The following is a 20,459-nucleotide window of genomic DNA, read 5'->3' as shown; positions in this document are numbered from 1 at the left end:
TATCTCAGGCATTCCATTAGCGCTGCAGTTCGTCGAGTGACGTCTGTTCAAGATGCGCCACATCCCCGGCCGTTTCCACCACCCAGCCAGAAGCCAGCCACGCGCTCTGTTGATGATCAACCCGAGAGAGGGAACAGTTGCGCAGGCGCAGACGGCGTTCAGCATTCGCTGGCAGCCCCAGAATGGTGCTCAGCAGCACGCCCAGCGCCATGCCGTGGCTGACAATCAGCGGACGGCTCCCCTCGGGCAGTTCGAGGCAGGCATTGAGCGCCTGATGCATGCGCGCCGCCATTTCGCTCATCGACTCCCCTTGCGGGATGCGGCCATTGACGGTGCCATCCACCAGCGTTTTGCGCCAGCCCTCTTCCTCAGCGCTGAGTGAATCCAGCTGGCGCTGTTCCAGCACGCCCATATTCAGCTCACGCAGGCGTGGGTCGAGTGTCACTTCACAACCGCAGGCATCGGCAATGATCTCGGCGGTACGGCGGGTACGGCCCAGATCGCTGGCGATCACATGGGTAATTCCGAGCTGCTTCACTCGCTCCCCCACCTGATGAGCCTGCTGCTCTCCTTTTTCAGTCAGCGCGCTGTCTGACTGGCCCTGAATGCGACGAGCCGCATTCCATAGCGTTTCTCCGTGGCGAACAAGATAGACCTGTAACATGCTTTTTTCCGTTATACTGCGACAAATTTGCGTAGAGGGTTCAAACAATTATGTACCATGTTGTCGCTGCTACCATCAATCCCGCCAAAATTAAGGCAATTTCTCAAGCGTTCAGCGATATATTTGGCGAGGGATCCTGCCATATTGAAGGTGTCGAGGTCGATAGCGGCGTGGCCGCACAGCCGATCACAAACACAGAAACGCGAACTGGCGCACGTCAGCGCGTGATGAATGCTCGCCAGGTCAGACCAGAAGCCGACTTTTGGGTCGCGATTGAAGCCGGTATTGAAGATGACAGCGCCTTCGCGTGGATGGTGATAGAAAACCATAAGCTGCGTGGTGAATCACGCTCTGCCAGCTTCACCCTGCCGGCGATTGTGATGAAGGGCATTCACGCCGGGCGCGAGCTGGGTGATGAGATGGCGCGCCTGACCGGTGTTGAGAATATTAAGCACAAAGGTGGTGCTATCGGGGCGTTTACCGCAGGCCATCTGACGCGCACCAGCGTTTACCATCAGGCGCTGATCCTCGCGCTGTGCCCGTTCCATAACGACATCTATCAGCGCAAAGCCGATGATGGCTCAGACCTTATCTGAGCCATTTAGCAGCTGCGCCTCCAGCCACTGCTTCAGGGCTGGCGGCGCACTTTTCAGGCTGTTCGAGCCACGGGTAATCGTGGCAATCCCCGCACCCAGCTCATTCTTCAGCTCACGCTGGCTCATCTTGCCGCGCATCAGCTCTTCAATAATCCGTAGCCGGGTTCCCAGCGCTTCACGCTCGTCCGGGGTCAGCATCAGCTGCAGCAGCGGCAGATGCAGCTCACCCTGATAGGCGCGCTGTAGCAGCGTGACAAAGCGCAGCCAGTCTTCATTGGCTGGCTCTGCGGTAACGGGAATGGGTGCATGTTCGTTCATGATAGGCCGCCATACTATTTAACTAGTACGGAAGCATATCATCATCACCTACAGACTTGAAGCAGCGATCAGTAGCGCTGCTGCCACTCGCTGTCGGCAAACAGCTTATCGGATTTATTCAGGAAGTGGCGGTAGTAAGCGTCATACGCCAGCACGTTCTTCACGTAGCCACGGGTTTCTGAAAACGGGATCGTCTCGACAAACGCCACCACGTCAATGCGCCCGGCGCTGTTGCCCTGCCAGGTGCGCACCCGTGACGGACCCGCGTTGTACGCCGCCGAGGCAAAGATACGGTTCTGACCAAACTGCTGATAGACCGATTCCAGATACTGCGTACCAATCTGGATATTGGTTTCCGCATCCAGCAGCTGGCTGCTGTTGCTGTAGCCCGGAATAGCAAATTTAGTCACGGTGTGCTGCGCCGTGGCGGGCATCACCTGCATCAGGCCCGCTGCGCCCACCGGAGATCGCGCTTTCGGGTTCCAGGCGCTCTCCTGGCGTGCGATCGCCATGGCATAGCTGATCGGGATGCTCTTGCCGCTGATATTGCGTTCAAACTGCGGCTGCCAGGCGATGGGGAAACGCTCCTGCAGGCTGTTCCACAGTTTGCCGGTGATCGTCGCCTGCACGCTGAGATCCCACCAGTTCTGCTGGCGCGCGTAGCTGGCCAGCATCTGCTGCTGCGAGGTGGTGCGGCTGGAGACCAGGTAGCTCCACTCGCTGCGCGCCAGGTTATCCATCCCCCAGTACATCAGCTCGCGCACGCGGGCAATCTCAGGGCCGCTGGTCAGGCTGCTGTCGACCGCCGGGGCTTTATCGACCTGCAGCGGATAGTCCACGCCCAGCTTTTGCGCAGCGGCCATCGGGTAGAAGCCGCGCTCCTGCATCAGCTTGCGCAGAATGCCTTGCGCTTCATCCTTGCGCCCCTGCTCCAGCAGCAGGTCGGCCTGCCAGTACTGCCACTCGTCTTTCTCTTTTGCTTCCACCGGCAGACGGGCGATCCAGGTATTCATACCGCGGCGATCGTTATTGCCGAGCGACATGCGCACCCGCCGCTCAATCAGCGACGTTGAATCGCTGCGCATCACCACATCGTCGCGCCAGCGCGCCTGTTCGCTGGTGATATCGTTGCCCATCAGACGCCAGGCCACCGTCTCTTTCAGCTCCTGCGCCTGCTGCTCGTCGAGCTTTTGCAGCTGCACCAGCGTCGGGATCATCTGGCGCGCATTTTCCACATCGCTGCGCGCCACGCTGGCAAAGGCAATCACCGTGGCCTGGCGGGTAAAGTCGGTCGGCCCCACGCTGCGTGCGAAGCTCTCAATGGTGCCCGGATTGTTTTGCAGATCCATCACCGCATTGGCAATGGTCTGATAATCCTGCGGCAGCTGCTTAGCAAGGAAATTCACCAGGCTCGAGTTGCCCGCCTTCATCGCCAGGCGGATACGCTCCAGCGTGGTGATCGGGTTTTGCTGCCCGGCCTGCTGCCAGACGGTAAACAGCTTGTCGCAGGTAGCGGGCAGCGAGGTTCCGGTCAGCCAGATCGACTTGGCTCCCTCCCAGGCCACCTGCTGCTCGCCGGTTGCCCATTTGGCGTAATACCAGTTGCAGCGCGCCGCCACCGGCTTCGGCGCCTGCGGGCTGAACACCAGCAGCCCGCGCCAGTCTTCGCGGCGGGCCAGTTCATTAACAAAGCGTGAGGAGAGCGAGCGCACCGGCGGCAGCGTCGGGTAACGTTGGATAAATGCGTTCACCGCCAGCCCGGTCTCCTGATCGAGGTTCTGCGCCAGCTGGCGATACTCCAGATAGGGATAGAGCGGATAATCGCGCAGCGTCGGCATCAGCTGGTCGACGGTATCCATCTGCTTGCTGTCCCACGCCTGCTTAATTTGCAGGTAGCGGGTACGCTGTTCATCCAGTGAATCCGCCCAGGCACTGCCGGTGGCTGCCGTTAAGCACGCCGCTACTACCCATAACTGCCACTTGTCCGCCATGACTTTCCCCACGTTACCGCCTTAATTATCCTGAACCGCGAAATGTATCCCCTTCATGCTAACCAGGAGCGGCCCAACGTGCCATGAACTGAACAAATATTTACGGAATGACACCCACCCCTCTGTAGGGGTCGATCCTCTTTTTCGATCGACCCGGCATTGAAAACACGGGGCGACCAAAAAAAGCGGTCGACCCCTACGCCATTTTTTCGCTCGGCACGCTCGCATTCCACTGCAGGGGCCGATCTTCTTTTTCGATCGACCCGGTTTTGAAGACACGGGGCGACCAAAAAAAGCGGTCGCCCCCTACGCCATTTTTTCGCCCGGCCCGCTCGCATTCCATTGTAGGGGTCGATCTTCTTTTTCGATCGACCCGGCATTGAAAACACGGAGCGACCAAAAAAAGCGGTCGCCCCCTACGCCATTTTTTCGCTCGGCACGCTCGCATTCCATTGTAGGGGTCGATCCTCTTTTTCGAACGACCCGGTATTGCAAACACGGGGCGACCAAAAAAAGCGGTCGCCCCCTACGCCATTTTTTCGCTCGGCACGTTCGCATTCCATTGTAGGGATCGATCCTCTTTTTCGATCGGCCCGGCATTGCAAACACGGGGCGACCAAAAAAAGCGGTCGCCCCCTACGCCATTTTTTTCGCTCGGCACGCCCGCATTCCATTGTAGGGGTCGATCCTCTTTTTCGATCGACCCGGCATTGAAAACACGGGGCGACCAAAAAAAGCGGTCGCCCCCTACGCCATTTTTTCGCTCGGCACGTTCGCATTCCTTTGTAGGGGTCGATCTTCTTTTTCGATCGACCCGGCATTGAAGACACGGGGCGCCACAAAAAAGCGGTCGCCCCCTGCAACGGTTCAACCCTTGCCCCAACTTTGTACAAAGCCTGCGCACTGAGCGTGCATGCGGTCACTCTGACTTTTAAAATATCGCTTTAAATCAATATATTAAAAACTGGCACATCGTTTGCTTTGTTGAATTCCATCTTGTATACCAGACGGAATTCAACATATGGCTTTGACCACCGGGTTTACGCTCCAGCAGTGGCAGCAGCACCATCAGCAGCATCCACAGGAGGTGCTCTCCACGCTGGAGGCGCTGCTGGCCTCGCTCTCTATCGATGACAACGCCTGGCTCTACCTGGCGACGAAGGCGCAGCTGCGTGCGCAGCTGGAACCGCTGCTGGTCGCCTGGCAGCAGGATCCCGCCTCGCTGCCGCTGTTTGGCGTCCCCTTTGCGGTGAAAGACAATATTGATATTGCCGGCTGGCCGACCAGCGCCGCCTGCCCGGCATTTACCTACACCGCGGAAAGCGATGCCGTGGCAGTCGCGAATCTCAAGGCCGCAGGCGCGATTGCCATCGGCAAAACCAATCTCGATCAATACGCCACCGGGCTGGTCGGCACGCGCTCGCCGTTTGGCGCGGTGTGTAACACCTTTAATCCTGACTACGTCAGCGGCGGGTCCAGCTCTGGCTCTGCCTCCGTCACCGCGCGCGGCCTGGTGTGCTTCGCCCTTGGCACCGACACGGCCGGCTCCGGGCGCGTTCCGGCCGGGTTTAACAATATCGTTGGCCTGAAGCCCACCAAAGGCTGGCTCTCCGCCACCGGCGTGGTGCCCGCCTGCCGCCTGAATGACACCCTCTCAATTTTTGCCCTGACGGTGGAAGATGCCTTCCTCGCCGCCAGCTGCGCCGGGGGTTATGACAGCCTCGACGCCTACTCGCGTGTTAACCCAGGCCTTGCCCCGGCCTCGCTGCCGGAAGCGGCGCGTTTCGCGATTCCGGCCAGCCCGGAGTTCTTCGGTGACCAACAGGCGCAGGATGCGTGGCAGGCCGCCCTGGACAAATTAATCGCTGGCGGAGCCACGCTGCATCCGATCGACTTCACCCCCTTCACTCAACTCGCCGAGCAGCTCTACTACGGCCCGTGGGTGGCAGAGCGCACCGTGGCGGTGGGCGAAATGCTGTCGCGCCCGGAAGAGATGGACCCGGTGGTGTATGGCATCGTTGCCAGCGGCAACAGCTACAGCGCGGTGGATGCCTTTAAGGCTGAGTACCTGCGGGCCGAACTGACCCGTCAGATCCAACAGACGCTGAGCCAGTTCGACGCCTTAGTGGTGCCCACCTCGCCGACCATTCACACCCTGGAAGAGATGAAGCAGGAGCCGGTGCGCTACAACTCGCAGTTCGGCACTTACACCAACTTCACCAACCTCGCCGACCTGTCAGCCCTTGCGCTGCCGGGCCCGTTCCGCGCCGACGGCCTGCCTGCGGGCATTACGCTGATCGCCCCAGCCTGGTATGACCGGGCGCTGGCGACCTTTGGCAGCCGCTGGCAGAAGCGCCAGGCCCTGAGCCTCGGCGCCACCGGCAGGCCGCTGCCGTTCGCCAACGATCTGCCTGCCTCCGCGCTGCACGTGCGCGTGGCGGTGGTCGGCGCGCACCTTAGCGGAATGCCGCTCAACCACCAGCTGACGCGCCGCGATGCGGTGCGGGTTGAAGAGACCACCACCGCCGCCTGCTACCGCCTGTACGCGCTGGCCAACACTACCCCGCCAAAGCCGGGCCTGGCACGCGATAGCGCAGGCAGCGCCATTATCGTTGAGCTGTGGGATATCCCGCTGGCGCGCTTTGGCGAGTTCGTGGCGGAGATCCCCGCCCCGCTCGGCATCGGTACGCTGGAACTGGCCGATGGCCGCACGGTGAAAGGCTTTATCTGCGAACCTGCGGCGCTGACGCAGGCCACTGACATTACCGAATTCGGCGGCTGGCGTCGCTGGCTGAGCCGCGAGGAGAAATCACATGTTTAGCACTGTTCTGATCGCTAACCGCGGCGAAATTGCCTGCCGCGCCATCCGCACCCTGAAGCGCCTCGGCGTGACCAGCGTGGCGGTCTACTCCGACGCCGATAAAAACGCACAGCACGTCAAAGATGCCGACATCGCTATCGCCCTCGGCGGGGATAAAGCCAGCGACAGCTACCTGGCAATCGACAAGATCCTCACCGCCGCCAAACAGAGCGGTGCCGAAGCGATCTGGCCGGGCTACGGCTTTCTCTCCGAGAGCCTGGCCTTCGCCGTCGCCTGTGAAGCGGCCGGGATTGAATTTGTCGGCCCGACCGCGCAGCAGATTGGCGAGTTTGGCCTCAAGCACCGCGCGCGCGAGCTGGCCGCCGCCGCTGGCGTGCCGATGACGCCCGGCACCCCGCTGCTGGCCTCACTGGACGATGCCATCGCAGCCGCCACCCGCATCGGCTACCCGGTGATGCTGAAAAGCACCGCGGGCGGTGGCGGCATCGGCCTGACGCGCTGCGCGGATGAGGCCGCACTCATCAGCGCCTGGGAGAGCGTGCGCCGCCTCGGCGAACAGTTCTTCAGCGACGCAGGGGTGTTTCTGGAGCGCTGCATCGACCAGGCGCGCCACGTCGAAGTACAGATCTTCGGTGACGGTAAAGGCAAGGTTGTGGCCCTCGGCGAACGCGACTGCTCGCTGCAGCGCCGTAATCAGAAAGTGGTGGAAGAGACCCCAGCGCCGAACCTGCCTGCCGCCACCCGCGCTGCCCTGCTGGCATCCGCCGTTAAGCTCGGCGAACTGGTCAACTATCGCAGCGCCGGGACGGTGGAATATATCTATGACGCGGCGCGCGACGAATTCTTTTTCCTCGAAGTGAACACCCGCTTACAGGTGGAGCACCCGGTCACCGAGTGCGTGACCGGGCTGGATCTGGTGGAGTGTATGCTGCAGGTCGCCGCCGGGGAACAGCCGGACTGGGCGAAGATGGCCCGGATGCCGCAGGGCGCCTCGATCGAAGTGCGTATTTACGCTGAAGATCCGCTGAAAAATTTCCAGCCCAGCCCCGGCGTATTGACCGAAGTCTGCTTCCCGGAGGGGGTGCGCGTCGACAGCTGGATTAGTACCGGCACCGAAGTTTCGCCGTTCTACGATCCGATGATCGCCAAGCTGATTGTCCATGCCGACAGCCGCGCGGCGGCGCTGGAAAAAATGCAGGCGGCGCTCAGTGAAACCCGCCTGCACGGCATCGCCACCAACCTCGACTACCTGCGCCAGATCGTCGCCACCGAGGCCTTCCGCACCGGCAACGTCTGGACGCGCCTGCTCGACGGCTTCACGCCCAAAGCGCCGGTGATCGAGGTGATCCAGCCCGGCACCTGGAGCAGCATTCAGGACTATCCGGGCCGCCTCGGCTACTGGGACATCGGCGTGCCGCCGTCCGGCCCGATGGATGATTACGCTTTTCGCCTGGCCAACCGCATCGTCGGCAATGCCAAAGAGGCCGCCGGGCTGGAGTTCACTCTTCAGGGGCCAACCCTGCGTTTTCACAGCGACGCGCTGATTGCCCTGACCGGTGCCGCCTGCCCGGCAGCGCTGGACGGCGAAGAAGTGGCGTACTGGCAGCCGCTAAAGGTTAAAGCCGGGCAGACGCTGACCCTCGGCCGTGCTCAGCAGGGTTGCCGCACCTATCTGGCGGTGCGCAACGGTTTCGACGTGCCGGAATACCTCTGCAGCCGCTCGACCTTCGCCCTGGGTCAGTTTGGCGGCCACGCCGGGCGCACCCTGCGCGTCGCCGATATGCTGGCGATCTCCCAGCCTGAGCTGGCCGCCTGCACCACGCCCGCCCCGCAGACTGAACCCGCCGCGCTGGCCCCGGCGCAGCAGCCTGTGTATGGCGACGAGTGGCGCATCGGCGTGCTGTACGGCCCGCACGGCGCCCCGGACTTCTTCACCCAGCAGTCGATTGACGAGTTCTTCGCCGCCGAGTGGCAGGTGCACTACAACTCAAACCGCCTCGGGGTGCGCTTAGTCGGCCCAAAACCGGGGTGGGCACGCGCCAACGGCGGCGAAGCCGGTCTGCATCCGTCCAACGTCCACGACTGTGAATACGCCATCGGTGCGGTCAACTTTACCGGCGACTTCCCGGTGATCCTCACCCGTGACGGACCGAGCCTCGGCGGCTTCGTCTGCCCGGTGACCATCGCCAAAGCCGAGCTGTGGAAGGTTGGCCAGGTGAAACCGGGTGACCGCATCCGCTTCCATCCGATCGGTTTCGACGAGGCGCACGCGCTGGAGCAGGCGCAGGACCGCAGCGTCGACAGCCTGAGCGCCCTGCACTGCGCCCCCTTTGCCGTGCCGTCACTGGCGCAAACCGCACAGGGCTCGGCCACGGTTCTGGCGGCGATCAAAGCCACTACCAGCACGCCAACCGCGATTTATCGCCAGGCGGGCGACAACTACATCCTGCTGGAGTATGGCGACAACGTGCTGGATCTGGCGCTGCGCCTGCGCGTTCACCTGCTGATGACCGCGCTGCGCGAGTCCGGCCAGCCGGGGGTGGAGGAGCTGTCTCCGGGCGTGCGCTCGCTGCAAATTCGCTACGACAGCCAGATCCTCAGCCAGAAACAGCTGATGACCCTGCTGCTTCAGCTGGAAAAAAATCTCGGCGACGTCACGCAGATGAAAGTGCCGTCGCGCATCGTTCACCTGCCGATGGCCTTTGAGGATAGCGCCACGCTGGGCGCGGTTGAGCGCTATGCCGAAACCGTGCGCGCCAGCGCGCCGTGGCTGCCCAACAACGTTGATTTCATCCAGCGTATTAACGGCCTCAGCAGCCGTGAAGAGGTCAGCAGCACCCTTTTTGATGCCAGCTACCTGATCCTCGGCCTCGGCGACGTTTACCTCGGCGCACCGTGCGCCGTGCCGATCGACCCGCGCCACCGCCTGCTGAGCTCGAAATACAACCCGGCGCGCACCTTTACCGCCGAAGGTACCGTCGGCATCGGCGGCATGTACATGTGCATCTACGGCATGGACTCACCGGGCGGCTACCAGCTGGTCGGGCGCACGCTGCCAATCTGGAACAAGTTCCTTAAGAACGAACAGTTCGCCGCCAGCGAGCCGTGGCTGCTGCGCTTCTTCGACCAGGTCCGTTTCTACCCGGTGAGCGAAGCCGAGCTGGACGTGCTGCGCGACGACTTCCGCGAGGGGCGCGCCACCATTCGCATCGAGCCGTCGCTGTTTGATTTCGCCGAACATACGCAGTTTCTTAACGAAAATGCGCACTCTATCGCTGAATTCCGCCGCAGGCAGGCCAGCGCCTTTGAGACCGAAGTGGCGCTGTGGGCGCAGGAGGAGGAAGGCGCTCCGGTGACCAGCGAAGAGACGCTGTGCCCGGCGCCAGAGGATGACGGCGCGCTGCAGGTCAGCGCCGACATGAACGGCAATATCTGGAAAGTGCTGGTGCAGCCGGGCGACGAAGTGGCAGCCGGGCAGCCATTGATCATCGTAGAAGCGATGAAAATGGAGCTGGCGATCAACGCCCCACAGGCCGGGCGCGTGAAGCGCATCGGCTGCCAGCCAGGCCGCCCGGTCAGCCCCGGCGATGCCCTGCTATGGCTGGAATAGTCATGGAGGCCAAACGCAGTAAAGATCGGCCGGAAGCGCTGGCCGATCGCGTTTACCAGCAGCTGAAAAACGACATCTTCGACTTTCGCCTGATGCCGGGCGACCGCTTCAGCGAAAGCGAAGTGGCGGAGCGCATGGAGGTCAGCCGCACGCCGGTGCGCCAGGCCCTGTTTCGCCTGGAGCGCGAAGGCTATGTCGAGGTGTGGTTCCGCAGCGGCTGGCAGGTGCGGCAGTTCGACTTCGCCTACTTCGAAGAGCTGTACGACCTGCGCATCGTGCTGGAGTGCGAAGCGGTGAAACGCCTGTGCCGCCTGCCTGGCGCTGACTGCGCCCAGCTGCTGACCCGGCTGACCTGCTTCTGGATCGACGAAGCGCCTTTGGCAGACGGCAACGCCGTGTCGCTGCACGACGAGGCGTTTCATCTGGCGCTGGTCGCCAGCGCAGGCAACAGCGAAATGGCGCGTATTCACGCCGAACTGACGGAGAAAATCCGCATTATTCGCCGCCTCGACTTCACCCGCGCGGATCGCATTAGCGCCACCTATCACGAACACGCGCGCATTTTACGCGCGATATTGCATCAGCACAGCGAGGAGGCTCAGCGCATCCTGACCGATCACATTGCCGTCAGTCGGGCCGAGGTCAGAAAAATCACTCTCCATATGTTACAGCAGGCAAGGCTACACCCTGTTTCACCCACATAATCTTTCACTACTTTTAGGGGTTTACTGATGAAGAGACGTTCGTTGATCAAGGCATTCGCGCTGTCTGCCAGCGTTGTGGCAATGGGTCTGTCGTGGAGCGTGCAGGCGGCTGACACCATCAAAGTGGGGATTATGCATTCCCTGTCCGGCACTATGGCGATTTCCGAATCACCGCTGAAGGATGTGGCGCTGATGACCATTGATGAGATCAACGCCAAAGGCGGCGTGCTGGGGAAAAAACTGGAGCCGGTGGTGGTTGACCCGGCTTCTAACTGGCCACTGTTTGCCGAAAAGGCGCGCCAGCTGCTGACTCAGGATAAAGCCGCCGTGGTGTTCGGCTGCTGGACCTCGGTGTCGCGCAAGTCCGTGCTGCCGGTGTTTGAGGAGCTGAACGGCCTGCTGTTCTACCCAGTGCAGTATGAAGGCGAAGAGATGTCGCCCAACGTGTTCTACACCGGCGCCGCGCCAAACCAGCAGGCGATCCCGGCGGTGGAATATCTGATGAGCGAGGATGGCGGTTCCGCTAAGCGCTTCTTCCTGCTCGGCACTGACTACGTCTACCCGCGCACCACCAACAAAATCCTGCGCGCCTTCCTGCACTCAAAAGGCGTGAAGGATAGCGACATCGAAGAGGTCTATACGCCGTTTGGCTACAGCGACTATCAGACTATCGTCGCCAACATTAAGAAATTCTCGGCGGGCGGTAAAACGGCGGTGGTCTCCACCATCAACGGTGACTCCAACGTGCCGTTCTATAAAGAGCTGGCTAACCAGGGCATCAAAGCCACCGATGTTCCGGTCGTCGCCTTCTCGGTGGGCGAAGAGGAGCTGCGCGGCATCGACACTAAACCGCTGGTCGGCAACCTCGCCGCGTGGAACTACTTCGAGTCGGTGGATAACCCAACCAACAAGCAGTTCGTCGCTGCCTACCGTGCTTACGCCAAAGCGCACAAGCTGCCGAACGCCGATACCGTGGTGACCAACGACCCAATGGAAGCCACCTATGTCGGCATCCATATGTGGGCGCAGGCGGTCGAAAAAGCGGGCACCACCGACGTGGATAAAGTGCGTGCGGCGATGGCCGGGCAGACCTTTGCCGCGCCGGACGGCTTCACCCTGACCATGGATCAGACCAACCACCACCTGCACAAGCCGGTGATGATTGGCGAGATCGAAGATAACGGCCAGTTCAACGTGGTCTGGCAGACCGACAAACCGGTGCGCGCCCAGCCGTGGAGCCCGTATATCGCCGGCAACGATAAAAAGCCGGATAGCCCGGTAAAAACCAGCAATTAATCCGCCGTCAAATTGTAGGGGCGGGGCATACCCCGCCGTCAAATTGTAGGGGCGGGGCATGCCCCGCCCACTCCCGGAGCAAAATATGATGATGCGATTCCTGCTGTTACTGCTGCTCAGCCTGCCGTGGCTTGCTCAGGCCGGACCGGCCGCCGATTTTGCCGCCGCCAGCCGCAGCGATCGGCTGAAACTTCTGCAGCAGTGGGCCGCCGCACCGGATGCCGCACGCCTGCCGCTGCTGCAGGCTCTGCGCCAGGAGCGTGTCGTGCTGGACGACAATAAACACCCCTTCAGCCAGATTAATGGCCAGCTGACGCCGCTGGAAGGCAGCAATGCGCCCGCTGGCAGCACCAAAAAACTGTTTATGAACAACCGGCTAAGGGTAATGATCGCCACCACCCTCGCCGCCCACCAGCTGGTTAGCCCGGATAGCGCCCAGCGCCTCAGCGCGGCGCGCACGCTGCAAAATGATGCGCAGGCCGATCAGCTGCCGCTGCTGAAACAGCGGCTGGCCGCCGAACCGGACAGCCGGGTGCAGGCGGTGCTGGCGCAGGCCGTTGCCGGGCTGCAGCTGGCCGACGCTAACCCGCAGGTACGCCTCGAAGCGGTGAAGCTGCTGGGCGAAACCAGCGATCCGCAGACGCAGGCCAGCCTCGAACGCCTGCTGCAACCCAGCGTCGAAGCCGATGCCAGCGTGCGTGCCGCCGCCGCCGACAGCCTGAAACAGATCCGCCATCGCCTGCTGCTCGGCGACCTGCTCGGCCAGGCCTTCACCGGCCTGTCGCTCGGATCGGTGCTGCTGCTGGCGGCGCTTGGCCTGGCGATCACCTACGGCCTGCTCGGGGTGATCAATATGGCGCACGGCGAGATGCTGATGATCGGCGCCTACGCCACCTGGATGGTACAGAGCCTGTTCCAGCGTTTCGCCCCGGAGTGGCTGGCGTTTTATCCGCTGCTGGCGCTGCCGGTGGCGTTCTTTATCACCGCCGCCGTCGGCATGGCGCTGGAGCGCACCATCATTCGCCACCTGTATGGCCGCCCGCTGGAAACCCTGCTGGCGACCTGGGGCATCAGCCTGATGCTGATCCAGCTGGTGCGCGTGCTGTTCGGCTCGCAGAATCTTGAGGTCGCTAACCCGCCGTGGCTCTCCGGTGGCTTACAGGTGCTGCCAAACCTGGTGCTGCCGTACAACCGCCTGGCGGTGATCCTGTTTGTTATCGGCGTGCTGGTGCTCACCTGGCTGCTGCTGAATAAAACCCGCCTCGGGATGAACGTGCGTGCGGTGACGCAGAACCGCGCGATGGCCGACTGCTGCGGCGTGCCGACCGGACGCGTGGATATGCTGGCGTTCGGCCTCGGGTCCGGCATTGCCGGGCTGGGCGGCGTGGCGCTGTCGCAGCTTGGCAACGTCGGCCCGGAGCTGGGACAGGGCTATATCATCGACTCCTTCCTGGTGGTGGTCACCGGCGGCGTCGGCCAGCTGGCGGGCACCGTGGTCGCCGCGCTGGGCCTGGGTATTCTCAACAAGGTGCTGGAGCCGCAGATTGGTGCGGTACTCGGCAAAATCCTGATCCTCGTGCTCATCGTACTGTTTATTCAGAAGCGACCGCAGGGGCTGTTCGCCTTAAAAGGCAGGGTGATTGACTGATGACGCAACCGATAACGCTTACCGTGGCGCAGAAAGCGCCGCGCCTGACGCTCAGCCTTGGCGCGCTGCTGCTGCTCGCCCTGCTGCTGCTGCCGTTTCTCGCCCTGCTACCGGCAGATAATCCGCTGGCGATCTCCACCTATACGCTGACGCTGATCGGCAAGATCCTTTGCTATGCCATTGTCGCGGTGGCGCTCGACCTGGTGTGGGGCTACGCAGGGCTGCTGTCGCTTGGCCACGGGCTGTTCTTTGCCCTCGGCGGCTATGCGATGGGCATGTATCTGATGCGCCAGGCAGCGGGGGATGGCCTGCCAGCGTTTATGTCCTTCCTGTCGTGGAACGAGCTGCCGTGGTTCTGGGCGGGAACGCAGCATTTTGCCTGGGCGCTGTGCCTGATTGTGCTGGTGCCGGGGATGCTGGCGCTGGTGTTCGGCTGGTTCGCCTTTCGCTCGAAAATCAAAGGCGTCTACTTCTCGATTATGACCCAGGCGCTGACCTACGCCGGGATGCTGCTGTTCTTCCGCAACGAAACCGGCTTTGGCGGCAATAACGGCTTCACCGGCTTCACTACGCTGCTTGGCTTCCCTGTCACCGCCACCCGCACCCGCGTCGGGCTGTTTGTCGCCAGCGTGCTGCTGCTGGCAGCCAGTCTCGCCGTCGGTTTTGCCCTGGCACGCAGCAAGTTTGGCCGCGTGCTGACGGCAGTGCGCGATGCCGAAAATCGCCTGATGTTTTGCGGCTACGATCCGAAAGGCTTCAAACTGTTTGTCTGGACGCTCTCCGCCGTGCTGTGCGGGCTGGCGGGCGCGCTGTACGTGCCGCAGGTGGGGATTATCAACCCCGGCGAAATGTCGCCTACCAACTCGATTGAGGCTGCCATTTGGGTGGCGCTCGGCGGGCGCGGCACGCTGATCGGTCCGCTGCTCGGAGCCGGGATCGTCAACGGCGCGAAAAGCTGGTTCACCGTCGCCTTCCCGGAATACTGGCTGTTCTTCTTAGGCCTGATGTTTATCCTCGTCACGCTGTTCCTGCCGCGTGGCGTGATTGGCCTGCTGCGCCGGAGGAAGCATGACTGAACCCCTGTTTACCCAGCCACACCCGGCAGACCGCCATCGCCAGCAGACCGACCCGGTGCTCCAGCTGGAAAAAATCAACGTCTCGTTTGACGGTTTTAAAGCGCTGACCGACCTGTCACTTCAGATTGGCGTCGGTGAACTGCGCTGCGTAATCGGCCCCAACGGCGCGGGAAAAACCACCCTGATGGATGTGATAACCGGCAAAACCCGCCCGGACAATGGCCGGGTGTTCTACGACCAGAGCACTGACCTGACCACGCTTTCCCCTGTCGAGATCGCACGCATCGGCATCGGGCGCAAGTTCCAGAAACCAACGGTGTTTGCCGCGCTGACGGTGTTTGAAAATCTGGAGATCGCGCTGAAAACCGATAAGTCGGTATGGGCCTGCCTGCGGGCAAAGCTTAACGGCGAGCAGCAGGACCGCATTGATGAGGTGCTGAAGCTGCTGCGCCTCGGGGCGGAACGTCAGCGCCCCGCCGGGCTGCTGTCGCACGGGCAGAAGCAGTTTCTGGAAATCGGCATGCTGCTGGTGCAGGACCCGCACCTGCTGCTGCTGGATGAACCGGCGGCAGGCATGACGGATGCCGAAACCGAATACACCGCCGAGCTGTTCCGCTCGCTGGCCGGCAAGCATTCGCTGATGGTGGTTGAGCACGATATGGGCTTTGTCGAAACCATCGCCGACCACGTGACGGTGCTGCATCAGGGCCAGGTGCTGGCGGAAGGATCGCTGCGCGAGGTGCAGGCCAACGAGCAGGTTATCGAAGTTTATCTGGGGCGCTGATATGTTACAGGTTACTGAACTAAATCAATATTATGGCGGCAGCCACATTCTGCGCGGCCTGTCGTTTGAGGTTAAAGCGGGTGAGATCACCTGCCTGCTGGGGCGCAACGGCGTAGGGAAAACCACGCTGCTTAAATGCCTGATGGGGCTGATCCCGGCGAAGTCCGGCACCATCAGCTGGCAGGATAAGCCAATCAACGGGCGCAAGCCGCACCAGCGCGTGCAGGCGGGCATCGCCTACGTGCCGCAGGGGCGCGAGATCTTCCCGCGCCTGACGGTAGAGGAGAATCTGCTCATGGGGCTGGCACGTTTTTCCGGCAGCCAGGCGCGTCAGGTGCCGGAGGAGATCTGGCAGCTGTTTCCGGTACTGTGGCAGATGAAGCAGCGGCGCGGCGGCGATCTCTCCGGTGGCCAGCAGCAGCAGTTAGCCATTGGCCGCGCGCTGGCCTGCAGGCCGCAGCTGCTGATCCTCGACGAACCGACGGAAGGGATCCAGCCGTCGGTGATCAAGGAGATCGGCGCGGTGATCCGCCAGCTGGCCGCACGCGGCGATATGGCGATCCTGCTGGTTGAACAGTTTTACGACTTTGCCGCCGAGCTGGCCGACAGCTATCTGGTGATGTCGCGCGGTGAGATCGTCCAGCGCGGCCTCGGCAAGGAGATGGAAAGCGACGGGGTGCGCGGGTTAGTAGCGATTTGATTTTGATACGGCGGGCCGACCGAAAAAGAGGGTCGGCCCCTACGGATGTCTCGATCGGCCTTTAAAAAAATCATGTTAATAATCCCAATTAAATAAATTCCCATCTCATTAATAGATTTATATCTCCGCCCGCAATATTATAATTCCCTGCCGTTACTGAATATTCTTCATAAAGAAATAAATTTAATTTCATTTCATATTTTGGAAATATTCATATACTACTTTCCTGTATTGTCATGAAATCAAATTTACCGATCCTTTAATGGAGGTACTCACGTGGCTATTTATCCGCTAACCAGCGTGCAGCAAGCCGTCTGGCTCGATCAGTTATTAACACCATCCACCCCCTGCTACAACGTTGGCGCGCTGTGGCGCATTGAAAGAGAGGTTGATATCACCCTGTTAAATCAGGCAATAAATGAAACTCTCGCCCAACATGATGCACTGAAATTAACCTTAAAAGAGAGTGAAGGCGGTATTATTCAGACGACCGTATCGAATCAAGACTTCACTCTCGAATACCACGACTTTAGTCAGGATAACGACGCCGAAAAAAAAGCCCGCGAATACCTAAAGGATAAATTTAATCAACCTTTTAAACTGTATGAAGAATTACTCTGGCGCTGCGTATTTATTAAAACCACGGCGACAACTGCCTTGTGGTTGATTAATGCCCACCATATTATCGCCGACGGGACTTCCGTCTCTCTGCTGAGCGGCATGATTATGGATCGCTACAAACAGCTGAAAAGCGGTCAGTTAGCAGCCCACCAGCAGATTTTCGGCTATCGTGACTTTATCGCTAACGACTGCGCCTATTTGCAGTCCACACGCTATGAACGCGACCGCGCCTTCTGGCTGACGCGCTTTGCTGAGCATGCCCAGCCGGGAATGGAGCGGCGCGCCGGCTTTGACCCAGGCCAGGCGTGGCCCAGCCAGCAGATTAACCGCCCTCTTCCGCTGGAGCGCTATCAGCGCCTGTGCGCCCTGGCCGCCGCACACGGCTGTTCGCCGATGCACCTGATGACCGCGCTGCTGGCCTGCTGGTACAGCCGCCTGTGGCAGGTTGAACAGCTGACGCTCGGCGTGCCGGTCCATAACCGCAGCGGCGCTCAGCACAAGCGTACGCTTGGCATGTTCTCTTCGATGATCCCGGTGGCACTCAGCGTTGACCTCAGCCAGCCATTCAGCGCCCTGATGAGCCAGATTGCCGCCGAACTTCGCTGCTGCTACCGCCACCAGCGCTTCCCGATTGCCGAGCTTAACCGCCAGCTGCGCCTCGGGCAGCAGGGCCGCCGCCAGCTGTATGACCTGAGCTTTTCGCTGGAAGTCTTCCCGACCGATATTGAACTGGAAGGCAGCCAGCTGAAAGTGGAAACCCTGCATCACGGTTTTGAACAGATGCCGCTGGCGCTTTATCTGCGCCACTATCACCCCGGCGATGCGCCGCTGCTGGAGTTTAACTTCAATGAAGCCTGGTTCAGCGCCGCCGATGCGCAGCGCAGCGCCGACCGCCTGCTGATGCTGCTGGATCATCTGCTCGACCACGGCGCAGAGCAGCCGCTGGCGCAGATCCCACTGCTATTGCCGCAGGAACAGCAGCAGATCTTCGGCCAGTGGAATAGCACTGAACAGCAGTGGCCGCTGCCGGAAGGCATTCACCGCGGGTTTGAGCAGCAGACGGCACGCACGCCCGGCGCCGTTGCGCTGTGCGGTCACGGCGGCAGCGTCAGCTATCAGCAGCTCAATCAGCGCGCTAACCGGCTGGCGGCAGAACTGCGCCAGGCGGGGATTGGCCCTGACGATCGCGTGGCGCTGTGCTGCGCCCGCAGCAGTGAGATGGTGACGGCGCTGCTGGCGATCCTCAAATCCGGCGGCGCTTACGTACCGCTCGATCCCGACTATCCGCCGGATCGCCTCAGCCATATGCTCAGCGACTGCGGGGCCGCGCTGGTGCTGCTCGACGATGCCGGCGAGCAGGCGCTGCGCCCGCTGCTGGGCGCCGATCTGCCGGTCTGGCATCTGAGCCGCGATGCCGCCCGCTGGCAAACTCAGCGCGAGGCTAATCTGCCCGCGCTGGCCGCCGATCCCCAGCGCTCGCTGGCCTATGTTATCTACACCTCCGGCTCAACGGGCAAACCGAAAGGGGTCATGAACGAACACCTCGGGGTGATGAACCGCCTGCGCTGGATGCAGGAGGAGTACCGGCTGACGCCGCAGGACTGCGTACTGCAAAAAACCCCGTTTAGCTTTGATGTCTCGGTGTGGGAGTTCTTCTGGCCACTGATGGTCGGCGCACGGTTGGCCATCGCCAGGCCGGCGGGTCACCAGGACCCGGACTACCTCAGCCAGCTTATCGCCGCACAGCAGGTCACGACCCTGCACTTCGTCCCTTCAATGCTGCAGCTGTTTCTTCGCCACGGCGACATGGAACGGTGCCGCCCGCTGCGCAAGGTGATGTGCAGCGGGGAAGCGCTGCCGCTGGCGGCAGTGCAGCGCTTCCACCAGCAGCTGCCGGATGCCGAACTGCATAATCTGTACGGCCCGACCGAAGCGGCGGTGGATGTCTCCTTCTGGCACTGCCGGCGCGACGATGCGCGCGGGCTGGTGCCGATTGGCAGACCGGTCGCCAACACCCAGCTCTATATCCTTGATGCACAGCTGCAACCGCTGCCGCCGAGCGTCAGCGGCGAGCTGCATATCGGCGGCGTGCAGGTGGCGCGCGGCTACCTTAACCGCGAACAGCTGAGCGCCGAGCGCTTTATTGCCGACCCGTTCAGCAGCGACCCCGATGCCCGCCTGTATAAAACCGGCGATCTGGCGCGCTGGCTGGAGGATGGCAGCATTGAGTACCTCGGGCGCAATGATTTCCAGGTGAAAATCCACGGCCTGCGCATTGAGCTGGGCGAGATTGAGCAGCAGATTGCCGGGTTTAGCGGCATCGACGATGTGGTGGTGATGGCCTGCGACGACGGCCGGGGTGACAAACGGCTGATCGCCTGGCTGGTTGCCGTCCCGCAGCCCGGCCTGCGCGAGAAGCTGCGCAGCACCCTGCAGGCCGCGCTGCCGGAATATATGATCCCCAGCGCCTTTGTGCGGCTGGATGCGTTTCCGCTCTCCCCTAACGGTAAGCTGGACCGCAAAGCACTGCCGCAGCCTGCGTGGCAGGCGGAAGAAACGGCGTGGCGCGCCCCGCAGAGCGCGGGTGAACGCCAGCTGGCAGCGTGGTGGCGCGAGCTGCTGCAGGTGGAGAACATCGGCTGCGACGACGATTTCTTCGCGCTTGGCGGCCACTCGCTGCACGCCATCCAGCTGATGGTGAAGCTCAAGCGCGCGGGCATCGCGCTGGAGATGAAAACCCTGTTTGCCAACAGCACGCTAAGCGCCCAGGCGCGCGCCATCGCCGGATGCGCGGAGCTGAACGCGCAGGCTGACGCGCCGCTGCCGATGCAGAAACTGCTGAAGCAGCTCAACCAGCCCGCGGCGCAGTTCCGGCTCACCCAGCGCCTGAACTCGCCCGCTGAAGCAGGTAATCTGTGGATGGTGCATCCGGCGGTGGTTGGCTGTGAGATCTACCGCGATCTGGCGCAGGCGTTTGACGGCCAGCTCAATGCCATCGGCATCAATAATTACAATCTGTACCACCAGCCGCCTATCCCGTCGCTGTCGGCGCTCGCCAGCTATTACCTGCAGCATATGGTGAGCCAGGGGCTGTCGCGCCAGCAGCCGGTGCAGCTGCTGGGCTGGTCGCTCGGTGGCGTGATTGCGCTGGAGATAGCCGCTCAGCTCGAGCAGCGCGGCTATCGCGATATCCATCTCTGCCTGCTCGACAGCCTGTACCAGACCGACATTCAGCAGCGCATTGTGGCGGGCATGCTGGCGCCACTGCTGGCGATGATCGGCATCGAGGGGGAAGCGGCCGAACGCGCGCTGCGCATTGAGCAGCTTGAACTGTCGATGAACAACCAGCCGCTGAGCGCCCCGCTGCGCCACAGCCGGGTGACGCTGTTTAAAGCCACCGAGTTTGCCGACCTGAGCATGGACGGTATCGACGGCGCGGAACTGCTGGCGCTGAGCGATAATGGCCTAGGTAAAGTCTGCCCGCAGCTGCAGGTGATCCCGCTGGCGGCCAATCACCATTCGATTATCCTGTGCCACGAACCGATCGTCGCCGCGCTGAACCTGGCGCAGAAGATCGGCAGCAGCGCGGCGTAAACCAGCGGGTCAGGCATGCAACATCCGCGTTCCTGC

13 protein-coding genes are annotated in these 20,459 nt (G+C 61.7%); 10 read left to right on the top strand and 3 right to left on the bottom strand.

The window, feature by feature from the left end; all coding sequences use genetic code 11:
* Positions 1-16: 16 nt before the first annotated feature.
* Entirely contained in the window at positions 17-664 is a 648-nt protein-coding gene (gene gpmB / locus J2Y91_RS11725; RefSeq protein ID WP_062818081.1) for a 2,3-diphosphoglycerate-dependent phosphoglycerate mutase GpmB, read from the bottom strand.
* A gap of 50 nt (positions 665-714) precedes the next feature.
* On the opposite strand from gpmB, the gene yjjX reads away from it, so the two are divergent.
* Positions 715-1,260, top strand: coding sequence for an inosine/xanthosine triphosphatase (gene yjjX / locus J2Y91_RS11720; RefSeq protein ID WP_048914776.1), 546 nt, complete (start codon positions 715-717; stop codon positions 1,258-1,260).
* Here yjjX and trpR read toward each other — a convergent pair.
* Both trpR and sltY read right to left on the bottom strand, forming a co-directional pair.
* Positions 1,246-1,578, bottom strand: a complete 333-nt coding sequence (gene trpR / locus J2Y91_RS11715) for a trp operon repressor (protein ID WP_048914775.1) — start codon at positions 1,576-1,578, stop codon at positions 1,246-1,248. The genes yjjX and trpR overlap by 15 nt on opposite strands.
* 68 nt (positions 1,579-1,646) lie before the next feature.
* Entirely contained in the window at positions 1,647-3,569 is a 1,923-nt protein-coding gene (gene sltY, locus J2Y91_RS11710; protein WP_133624589.1) for a murein transglycosylase, read from the bottom strand.
* Between the two features lie 1,021 nt (positions 3,570-4,590).
* Between sltY and atzF the strand changes: the two genes are divergently transcribed.
* From atzF to J2Y91_RS11665, 9 genes are all read left to right on the top strand, one after another.
* Positions 4,591-6,390, top strand: coding sequence for an allophanate hydrolase (gene atzF, locus J2Y91_RS11705; RefSeq protein WP_133624591.1), 1,800 nt, complete (start codon positions 4,591-4,593; stop codon positions 6,388-6,390).
* Positions 6,383-10,000 carry an urea carboxylase gene (gene uca, locus J2Y91_RS11700; protein ID WP_133624593.1) on the top strand — a complete coding sequence of 1,206 codons (3,618 nt, stop codon included), beginning with the start codon at positions 6,383-6,385 and terminating at the stop codon, positions 9,998-10,000. The genes atzF and uca overlap by 8 nt, the downstream gene beginning before the upstream one ends.
* Before the next feature lie 2 nt (positions 10,001-10,002).
* Entirely contained in the window at positions 10,003-10,704 is a 702-nt protein-coding gene (locus J2Y91_RS11695) for a GntR family transcriptional regulator (protein ID WP_208864895.1), read from the top strand.
* 27 nt (positions 10,705-10,731) lie between these two features.
* Positions 10,732-12,000: an urea ABC transporter substrate-binding protein gene (gene urtA / locus J2Y91_RS11690; RefSeq protein WP_048914769.1), complete on the top strand. Its 1,269-nt coding sequence runs from the start codon at positions 10,732-10,734 to the stop codon at positions 11,998-12,000.
* Between the two features lie 85 nt (positions 12,001-12,085).
* A complete protein-coding gene (urtB, locus tag J2Y91_RS11685; protein ID WP_133624597.1) occupies positions 12,086-13,648 on the top strand; it encodes an urea ABC transporter permease subunit UrtB in 1,563 nt (520 codons plus the stop codon).
* Positions 13,648-14,724 carry an urea ABC transporter permease subunit UrtC gene (urtC, locus tag J2Y91_RS11680; RefSeq protein ID WP_133624599.1) on the top strand — a complete coding sequence of 359 codons (1,077 nt, stop codon included), beginning with the start codon at positions 13,648-13,650 and terminating at the stop codon, positions 14,722-14,724. Before urtB ends, urtC begins: the two co-directional genes overlap by 1 nt.
* Entirely contained in the window at positions 14,717-15,508 is a 792-nt protein-coding gene (gene urtD, locus J2Y91_RS11675; protein ID WP_048914766.1) for an urea ABC transporter ATP-binding protein UrtD, read from the top strand. Before urtC ends, urtD begins: the two co-directional genes overlap by 8 nt.
* 1 nt (position 15,509) lies before the next feature.
* Entirely contained in the window at positions 15,510-16,208 is a 699-nt protein-coding gene (gene urtE, locus J2Y91_RS11670) for an urea ABC transporter ATP-binding subunit UrtE (RefSeq protein WP_133624601.1), read from the top strand.
* Positions 16,209-16,484: 276 nt separating this feature from the next.
* Positions 16,485-20,423 carry a non-ribosomal peptide synthetase gene (locus J2Y91_RS11665; RefSeq protein WP_253538422.1) on the top strand — a complete coding sequence of 1,313 codons (3,939 nt, stop codon included), beginning with the start codon at positions 16,485-16,487 and terminating at the stop codon, positions 20,421-20,423.
* Positions 20,424-20,459 lie beyond the last annotated feature (36 nt).

The organism is Erwinia aphidicola (assembly GCF_024169515.1).
Taxonomy (GTDB): Bacteria; Pseudomonadota; Gammaproteobacteria; order Enterobacterales; family Enterobacteriaceae; genus Erwinia; species Erwinia aphidicola.
Note: the sequence above shows the minus strand (reverse complement) of the source record. Positions and strands in the feature narration are given on the sequence as shown.

Coding starts and splice junctions, on each gene's coding strand:
- gpmB (WP_062818081.1), bottom strand. CDS start 664: ATGTTACAGGTCTATCTTGTTCGCCACGGAGAAACGCTATGGAATGCG.
- urtE (WP_133624601.1), top strand. CDS start 15,510: ATGTTACAGGTTACTGAACTAAATCAATATTATGGCGGCAGCCACATT.
- trpR (WP_048914775.1), bottom strand. CDS start 1,578: ATGAACGAACATGCACCCATTCCCGTTACCGCAGAGCCAGCCAATGAA.
- yjjX (WP_048914776.1), top strand. CDS start 715: ATGTACCATGTTGTCGCTGCTACCATCAATCCCGCCAAAATTAAGGCA.
- sltY (WP_133624589.1), bottom strand. CDS start 3,569: ATGGCGGACAAGTGGCAGTTATGGGTAGTAGCGGCGTGCTTAACGGCA.
- J2Y91_RS11695 (WP_208864895.1), top strand. CDS start 10,003: ATGGAGGCCAAACGCAGTAAAGATCGGCCGGAAGCGCTGGCCGATCGC.
- urtC (WP_133624599.1), top strand. CDS start 13,648: ATGACGCAACCGATAACGCTTACCGTGGCGCAGAAAGCGCCGCGCCTG.
- urtD (WP_048914766.1), top strand. CDS start 14,717: ATGACTGAACCCCTGTTTACCCAGCCACACCCGGCAGACCGCCATCGC.
- urtB (WP_133624597.1), top strand. CDS start 12,086: ATGATGATGCGATTCCTGCTGTTACTGCTGCTCAGCCTGCCGTGGCTT.
- urtA (WP_048914769.1), top strand. CDS start 10,732: ATGAAGAGACGTTCGTTGATCAAGGCATTCGCGCTGTCTGCCAGCGTT.
- uca (WP_133624593.1), top strand. CDS start 6,383: ATGTTTAGCACTGTTCTGATCGCTAACCGCGGCGAAATTGCCTGCCGC.
- atzF (WP_133624591.1), top strand. CDS start 4,591: ATGGCTTTGACCACCGGGTTTACGCTCCAGCAGTGGCAGCAGCACCAT.